The sequence below is a fragment of the Nitrososphaera sp. genome, assembly GCF_036397675.1.
In the GTDB taxonomy this organism is placed as follows: domain Archaea; phylum Thermoproteota; class Nitrososphaeria; order Nitrososphaerales; family Nitrososphaeraceae; genus Nitrososphaera.
In genome coordinates, this window is sequence record NZ_DASWIL010000029.1 from 25,791 (window position 1) to 32,913 (window position 7,123).

Here is a 7,123-nt window from a genome sequence, read left to right on the forward strand (position 1 = left end):
TATTTACGACTTTGGCGCGCATATTATTGTGCCAGACTACTACCAGGTCCTTGGACTGGGACCAGGGGCATCGCAGGAGGAGATAAAAAAGTCGTTCCGCGCGCTTGCGCTGAAATACCACCCTGACAAGAACAAGAACTCGGAGGAGTCTAAGCAAAAGTTCATGAAAGTTGTCGAGGCATATGAAGTGCTGTCAAACGAGCAGGCGCGCAGGAAATACGAAGAAAACCCGTTCTCTGCGTCGGGCCAAAAGTGGACTCCGCCGGCAGACTTTGGCACCGTATACAGCTACGATGAGATCAAGCGACAGTATAGACAGACGGTCCAAGGCGGTATGTGGGACATAAGCGACGCTGCCAGCAGGGGCATGTGGAAGGCGACAGTTGCGCTGTTCTGCGGGCTGGCCGCGATTGTGGTGTTTATTCTTCTTGTGAACTAATGCCTGTTCCGCTTGCGCCTGTGCTCCTCTTCTTGCGTCTTCTTTTTGTCAAAGACTGCATACTTGTAGGTAAAGAAAGCCCCTATGATAAAGCCGGGCAGGGAGAACGTCAGAAAAGACGACGAGCCTGCAGCGGCGGCGAGCAAGAAGGCAAGGCCGCCTGATGCAAAGGAGGCTATCATGAACATCAATATAACCTGTTTTCCTACAGCCAAATCAGCTACCTTTGCAAAGGACGGTATAAGTCGTTTTCTATAGTCGAAAAGCGCGGTATAAACAATTAGGTCGTCTATAGTAGCATGTGCAGCAGATGCCTGCTCTGAGCCTGTTTATTCAGTCAGTCAGTCAAGTCGCGACCATGATTCATGGTGGGACAAGCACACCTGGAGAGCGCTCAACGATACACCGACAGCATCAATCTTTCTATATAAACAAACGAGATGTCAGAACCCTACACTTACCTCTTGTTTTATACCTATCTGTCCTATCCTAATGTACATGGGTGGACTTGGATTATGCTCTTGTTGCAGGTCAGACCAACTGCTTACTGAGCATTATGTTAAGGAGCTCAAGGAGAAGGTTATGATTTGCAGGGACTGCCATGATGTGATGGATGGATATCTGAAGTTGATCGAAAGATACAGCCAGCTATTAGTAAAGCCCCAATAAATGCAAGTCGACAAGGATTCCTCTGCGTGCGTGCCTTATTTTTTCCGGTTTGAATTCGATGCGGTTCAATTACAAGTTAAAGTGCACAGCCACAGCTGTTGCAAAACTTTGAGCTGGGCGTGTTTTGATGGTTACATTTCTTGCAGATATTTCGAAGCCTTGAGCCACACTGGTTACAAAATGCTGAATCTTGCGGATTCTTGGTTGCGCAGGCAGGACACTTGGTCTTTGATGCATCTGCAGATTGAACTGCAGGACTTGTCATGGCTGATGAACCGGCCAGCTTGGCGCCGCAAAATGCGCATGTAACTGATTGTTCTTTTGGGTCAAGTATCTGCAAAGTTGCACCGCAGCCGGGGCAGTTCACCGATTTGCCATATCTTCCAAACGGTTGTACTGTACCAGTCGACCGCGTCGTTGCAGGCTGCGAAGTGATTCTTGTTGAAACAGACACCACTGACTGAATGATGCTGCGCAATAAGGGGTCCATGCCCACCGTACTTGATAAAAAACTGTTCAAAATATTGCTAGTCTCTGGTCTTCGAAGTAGGTTGAGAAGATTATGCCCTTTCTTTTGGCCGGCAGGCTTTTGAGGCAAGAGGTCGCTTAGAAGGACGCGTGTGTGTTTGGTGATTACGACACACGAGGTTTCGGGTTTGTGGGCAAGGACCTTTATTGTGATCTTGAAAGGTAGAGGGATTTCGTCGTCGACTGTTACAGGATAGGTCACAAGCGTGTTAACCACAGATTCTGCATCAAGTTCGACGTTTGATTTGTTTTCAATAACCACTGCAGTTATCTCTTCTGCGTCACCAGGCTGAATCTTTTTTACGGTTACTTGTTTTCCTTTTGGTGCCCTAGCGTTTTTTTGAGTTGTCTTGTCCAGCTTTATCGTCTCGGTATTGTCGTTTGATTGAAATGCCCTGGCCGCAGCCGCTACTTCGCCTTTGATCTCGATAACATCACCATCTTTGAGAGAGAGTCTCTCCATTATAGAGGGGCTGACTCGGGCTATTGCCTTTAGTTCATCCTCTTTTTCGGCATCTAGTACTTTTAGCAAGACATGGTCGACCTTGCTAGTCACGAAATGCTCGACTATCGGTATCGCCGGTTACTGAAATACCTATTGAAATAGAGTATGTTTCTTGTCTGAGCTACGTCTGTAGCAGACCAACAGCCAACAGCCTAGTTGATCGATTATTATATGTGCCAGCGCCTACCAGCATCAGTAGCATTTTCCGCCAGCCGCATCCCTTTCCGAGTCCAACCGTGCTGCTTCAACTTGTACATCTTACAAAGTTGCAGTCCGGACATAGAGTCTTCTTAGACGCCCAATCTCAAAAAGAATAAAAAGGGATGCATAGCAAGCGCGAGCAAGATGCGAATAGTTGCCATCGGAAGCCGCGTGTTTGTGACCAGCTTCCAGCTCGCCGGAGTCAAGGGCGTCAAGGTGGAATCGCCGGCAGAAGCGCTTGCCGAGATAAACAGGATGGGCGATGCGAGCGGCGTCGGCCTTGTGCTCTTGAGCGACGACATTGGCAAGGAAATCCGCATCCCGCTCACGAATCTGCGCACAAAAAGGCCGATACCATTGATATTCGAGCTGCCGTCGCCGGGGAGTAAAAAGGAAAAGGTCGATTATCGCGCGCTCCTCAAGCAGATCCTTGGTATGTAGAGCGAGTCGCGGAGCCCGCCGAACGATTTTGCAACCGTCAGCACCTAACTCCCTCTTCAAGGCATAATAGCGAGAATTGCCTATTCTTGTCAGTGAAGAGGGGCCTCGTTGCCGCAGCAGGTGCCATCGCAGTCGCAGCGGCCGTCGCGGCTGGGTTTGTGGCATGGCAGACACCCGGCGGGCCGGCCAGAGTCGGCGACGGAATCGGCATGACGGACAACATTTCTACGAACGGGAACTCGACCGATCCGTTTACGCCGATCCCTGACCAAAACCTGCCGGCCTTGCGCGATTCTTCACTGAAGGTCGAAAAGGTGGTAGAAGGCCTGTCGGCGCCGACGAGCATGGTCTTTATTGGCAACGACATCATGATCACACAGAAGAACGACGGCAACGTCAGGCTTGTAATTGACGGCTCGCTGCAGAGGGATTCTTCTCTGACATTTGATGTCGAGAGTGCGAGCGAGCGGGGCCTACTCGGAGTTGCATACGCGGATGACAAGGTGTTCTTTTTCCTGACAGAATCAGGCAACTTCGACACGCGCAACCGCGTCTATAGGTACGACTTGCAGGACGGCGAGCTTTTGAACAAGGCGATGATCCTTGACTTGCCGGGAACGCCCGGGCCCATGCATCACGGCGGCAAAATTGGGATTGGGCCGGACGGCAACCTGTATGCGGTCATCGGCGACCTGAACAGGGATGGCATGCTGCAGAACTACCCCAACGGCCCCGCGCCAGACGACACTTCTGTCATATTAAAGGTCGACTTTGAAGGCGGGCCTGCCGCGAACACACTTTCAGGGAATGACAAGCTTGCAAGCTATTACGCCTACGGCATACGCAACAGCTTTGGGATGGACTTTGACCCGCAGACTGGGATGCTGTGGGCAACCGAAAACGGGCCAGACGCGTACGACGAGATAAACGTCGTGGAGCCTGGCTTTAACAGCGGGTGGGAGCGCGTCATGGGGCCGATTTCAAGGACCTCTGCAAGTGAAGGCGATCTCGTGATTTTTGACGGAGCCCATTACGCCGACCCCGCGTTTAGCTGGCGCCAGCGGGTGGCCGTGACTGACATCGAGTTTCTGAACTCCACCGCGCTTGGCGGCTACTCCTACAACGTGTTTGTGGGGGACTTCAACAACGGCAGCCTGTACTATTTCGAGGTAAACGATGAAAGGGACGGCTTGGTGCTTGAAGGTGCTCTCTCGGACCTTGTCGCCGACAATGATAACGAACTGTCAGCAATTACGCTCGGCACTGGCTTTGGAGGGATAACCGATATCGAGACGGGGCCCGACGGCAACCTGTACGTTCTCTCATACAGAGGAGCTATTTACCGCATTATGCCTGCCCGGTAAACTATTATGCTGGCAGGGGCTACAGCAGACAGCCTTGCTGAACAAGCTGCGGGACTCGCTCCAGCCCACGATGCAAAAGCTAGGCTCTGGATTTGCGTCTACCGGCCTTTCTGCCAACTTTTGGACCGCCGTCGGCCTTGCACTGGCGTTTGTGGCGGCCGGCGTGTACGCGTCCACGATCTTTGGCGTCCATGGCGGGATTGCGGCTATTGCCGGAGGCCTGCTCTTGCTTGTATCGGGATTTTTCGACGTGGTCGACGGAGCTGTTGCTCGTGTTACAAAGCAGGCGTCGAAAAAAGGCGCGTTCTTGGACTCGACGTTTGACAAGATCGCCGAAGTCGCGATATTTGCCGGGATCGCCGTTGGCGGCCTTGCAAACCCTGTATTGGTGATGGTTGCGCTTGGACTGTCACTTCTCGTAAGCTACACGCGCGCCCGCGCAGAGTCGCTTGGAGTTGAGCTGAAAGGCATCGGCATGGGCGAGCGGGCAGAACGGATGCTCATCTTGGCGATAATAGGGATGATACCTTTCATGCCGGAAATATCGTTTGGCGGCCAGATGAACTGGGCCGTTATCATCGTTTCATTAGTCGCAGGGATAACCCTCATCCAGAGAATAGTCGTCACTGCAAGCAAGTTGTAAAAAGGGTTGTGATTACCAGAGCCTTCCGCCCGTTCTGCGCTCTGCTTCCGACCTGACCTTGACAATTCCGCGGTGCACGGCGCACGAGACGCAGTAGAACTTGACGTCGGTCGAAAGCGGTATGTATGCACCCTGGGCCTTGAGCTCTTTGGCAAGCGTTGGCTCGACAAGCGTTATCCTTCCGGTAACCTTCTTGGCCTTGTCGCGTGGGACGAGCGCGCCACATTGGCTGCAATGGACGGTACCTGAACTGCCTTTGCCTCCCTTGGAACGGCCTCTGCTCGCTCTCTTTTTTGGCATGCAGGTCGTTGGACTGCGCCATACTTTAAATCTTGTGTTTGAACAAGCATAATGCATTACTACACACTCTTAAGAAGAATTTTCGGATAATCCGCGTTTGTTAGTAGGCTTGGTTCACTAAATTCTTTTTCATGACGCGTTAGGGTACGGTGGTGGCTTGAACATAATGTTCACGTGAAATTGTACAAGTTTGGCTACGATGTGTCTAATATCTGACATTCTTTTGTTCTTGCCTCGTTCTTTTCAGAGGCGGATATATCTCGCTGCCCTCTTCGTCGTCATAATTGTCAGAGTAGGCATACACTGGCCTTTTGCGCCGGTTTAGGAAGAACATCAGGATCCGCGCCCTTGCCTTTGGTAATGCCTTTCGTGAAAATCTGAAGCCTCAAAGCGGGAGTGAAGAAATTGAATTCGCGAAGGAATACAAGCGTAGATTCTATTATATCACCTCTTTTGAAGAGTGACTTTGTCCTCGGCGAAAACTGTCATGAAAAACCCGTCGATCATTTTGAGTTCATCAGCTTCGCTCATCCCTGGGAATGCCGGGAAGTTCCCCTCCAGATCTACTTTGGTCTTGTCGCCTACCTGCGTGTATGTGTGTATGAATCTGGCTCCGTTAAAGGCCCCGCCCTTCATTGTGGTCTCGACTCCTTCGGGTTGATTCAGTTTGTGGACGATGGTCGTACTGAATGTAGTCCCATCCGGGTTGTAAATCTCGGCGTCGATGGTGACCACGTTCCCAGATACGCCCACGAGTTTATGGCTCTTGAATGCAGCGTGCGGGTGATTGCCTGCGCTCATGTACCTGAAGATTTTCTCACTAGTTGCATCGAATGTCACTATCTCGTCCTTCTTGTAGTGTACCATTTCTCTCAGGCTCAACTTCGGCAGGTCTACAATTAAGCCTTACCTTTACCGATGTTCTGTAAACCTAATCATCAACTGGTCGACTAGATTCTGCCTTTTGCGTCTATTTGAAAAGAACATCGGTGATGCGCCTCACATGAGGGGGGGGATTGCTTATCACTAGGGACCAAACCTCTTCCAACATAATAAGCGATTATGTTATCGGTGCAGCTTGAAGCAACAAAACTTTATTTTTGTATCGTTCGGTGCATCACATTGCACCGCATTGATCTTCCTTATATAGGAATAGAAGCTTCTTCTAGATCATGGAATCGGCAAAACCAAGGAACGGCCTTGCCTATGTATCAATAGGCATCGCAGTCGCCGCAATTGCAATATCTTTGGCAGTAGCATCCTTACCTCAGCAGCGAGCCGACCAAGAAGAAGTTCCTGTTCCACAGACGCGCGAGTTCTATCTTTTCACCGAGGTGGACGAAAATATAGAAGTGGAAGAGGATGCGCTGGGGATTCCCCCAGACAAGTTCTCGCTTGAAGAGATAACCGTCCACCAAGGAGACAGGGTGATCATCCACTTCTACAACCTAGAGCCGGAGGAAACCCAGGAGCACCACACATTTACTGTAGGTGACCCCTACCAGATGAATATCGACTTGAATGCAAATGAAAATGAGACCATCGAATTTGTGGCAAGCGAGAGCGGTATTTTCGAGTACCAATGCGTCTTCCACCCGCCAACGATGAGGGGGCAGCTCGTAGTCCTAGGGGAATAGCAACGAATCCTCCCCTCTCTTCTTTTCTCCAATTACAGCCATGTCAGGATTTGCAATTCCCTTTATTGCGGCGCCCGCTGGAGGATTATACGCGTTGTTTCACTTGCTATGACCACGCGTTTCAGCATTTGTCCTTGGGCAGCGCGTGGCACAAGATGGCTAATCATGTTGAGAAAGACTGAACGTTCACAAGTCTCAGAGCTGGATGTCTTACTGTAGTGATTCAGTGCTACGTATTCACTGATGTTGATTTGGCGCTGAGCAGGCAATAAATAATAAAACCGACAGAATAACTTCGTGATCGGCGCAAGACAGATCGCGTGGACCTTGATAACCGCAACGGCCGCAGTGATAGCTGTAGGATCCTTCGTACAAGAATTTGGACTGGCTCTGGCG

General features: G+C 50.8%; 9 protein-coding genes. 5 read left to right on the forward strand and 4 right to left on the reverse strand.

What is annotated here, in order from left to right; genetic code table 11:
- Window positions 1-28: 28 nt before the first annotated feature.
- Window positions 29-439 (forward strand): J domain-containing protein, encoded by a 411-nt coding sequence (locus VGA14_RS06880; RefSeq protein ID WP_331003017.1) that lies wholly within the window; start codon window positions 29-31, stop codon window positions 437-439.
- Here VGA14_RS06880 and VGA14_RS06885 read toward each other — a convergent pair.
- Both VGA14_RS06885 and VGA14_RS06890 read right to left on the reverse strand, forming a co-directional pair.
- Window positions 436-654, reverse strand: coding sequence for a hypothetical protein (locus VGA14_RS06885; RefSeq protein WP_331003018.1), 219 nt, complete (start codon window positions 652-654; stop codon window positions 436-438). The genes VGA14_RS06880 and VGA14_RS06885 overlap by 4 nt on opposite strands.
- A gap of 530 nt (window positions 655-1,184) precedes the next feature.
- A complete protein-coding gene (locus VGA14_RS06890) occupies window positions 1,185-2,168 on the reverse strand; it encodes a double zinc ribbon domain-containing protein (RefSeq protein WP_331003019.1) in 984 nt (327 codons plus the stop codon).
- Window positions 2,169-2,486: 318 nt separating this feature from the next.
- Between VGA14_RS06890 and VGA14_RS06895 the strand changes: the two genes are divergently transcribed.
- The 3 genes from VGA14_RS06895 to VGA14_RS06905 all read left to right on the forward strand — a co-directional run bounded on the left by VGA14_RS06895 (window position 2,487) and on the right by VGA14_RS06905 (window position 4,790).
- The gene (locus VGA14_RS06895) at window positions 2,487-2,783 is read left to right on the forward strand and encodes a V-type ATP synthase subunit F (protein WP_331003020.1); all 297 of its coding nucleotides are present in this window, start codon (window positions 2,487-2,489) and stop codon (window positions 2,781-2,783) included.
- Window positions 2,784-2,875: 92 nt separating this feature from the next.
- Complete coding sequence (locus VGA14_RS06900) at window positions 2,876-4,147, forward strand: PQQ-dependent sugar dehydrogenase (protein WP_331003021.1); 1,272 nt, start codon at window positions 2,876-2,878, stop codon at window positions 4,145-4,147.
- A gap of 34 nt (window positions 4,148-4,181) precedes the next feature.
- The gene (locus VGA14_RS06905) at window positions 4,182-4,790 is read left to right on the forward strand and encodes a CDP-alcohol phosphatidyltransferase family protein (protein WP_331003022.1); all 609 of its coding nucleotides are present in this window, start codon (window positions 4,182-4,184) and stop codon (window positions 4,788-4,790) included.
- Window positions 4,791-4,802: 12 nt separating this feature from the next.
- On the opposite strand, the gene VGA14_RS06910 is transcribed toward VGA14_RS06905, so the two are convergent.
- Together VGA14_RS06910 and VGA14_RS06915 are read right to left on the reverse strand one after the other, a co-directional pair.
- Window positions 4,803-5,090 (reverse strand): 30S ribosomal protein S26e, encoded by a 288-nt coding sequence (locus VGA14_RS06910; protein ID WP_331003023.1) that lies wholly within the window; start codon window positions 5,088-5,090, stop codon window positions 4,803-4,805.
- A 444-nt stretch (window positions 5,091-5,534) separates the two neighbouring features.
- Window positions 5,535-5,957: a hypothetical protein gene (locus tag VGA14_RS06915; protein WP_331003024.1), complete on the reverse strand. Its 423-nt coding sequence runs from the start codon at window positions 5,955-5,957 to the stop codon at window positions 5,535-5,537.
- Window positions 5,958-6,262: 305 nt separating this feature from the next.
- On the opposite strand from VGA14_RS06915, the gene VGA14_RS06920 reads away from it, so the two are divergent.
- The gene (locus VGA14_RS06920) at window positions 6,263-6,727 is read left to right on the forward strand and encodes a cupredoxin domain-containing protein (RefSeq protein ID WP_331003025.1); all 465 of its coding nucleotides are present in this window, start codon (window positions 6,263-6,265) and stop codon (window positions 6,725-6,727) included.
- Window positions 6,728-7,123: the final 396 nt, after the last annotated feature.

Bases quoted from the DNA above. Each gene is read 5' to 3' on its own strand.
- VGA14_RS06895 (WP_331003020.1), top strand. From the start codon at position 2,487: ATGCGAATAGTTGCCATCGGAAGCCGCGTGTTTGTGACCAGCTTCCAG.
- VGA14_RS06910 (WP_331003023.1), bottom strand. From the start codon at position 5,090: ATGCCAAAAAAGAGAGCGAGCAGAGGCCGTTCCAAGGGAGGCAAAGGC.
- VGA14_RS06915 (WP_331003024.1), bottom strand. From the start codon at position 5,957: ATGGTACACTACAAGAAGGACGAGATAGTGACATTCGATGCAACTAGT.
- VGA14_RS06920 (WP_331003025.1), top strand. From the start codon at position 6,263: ATGGAATCGGCAAAACCAAGGAACGGCCTTGCCTATGTATCAATAGGC.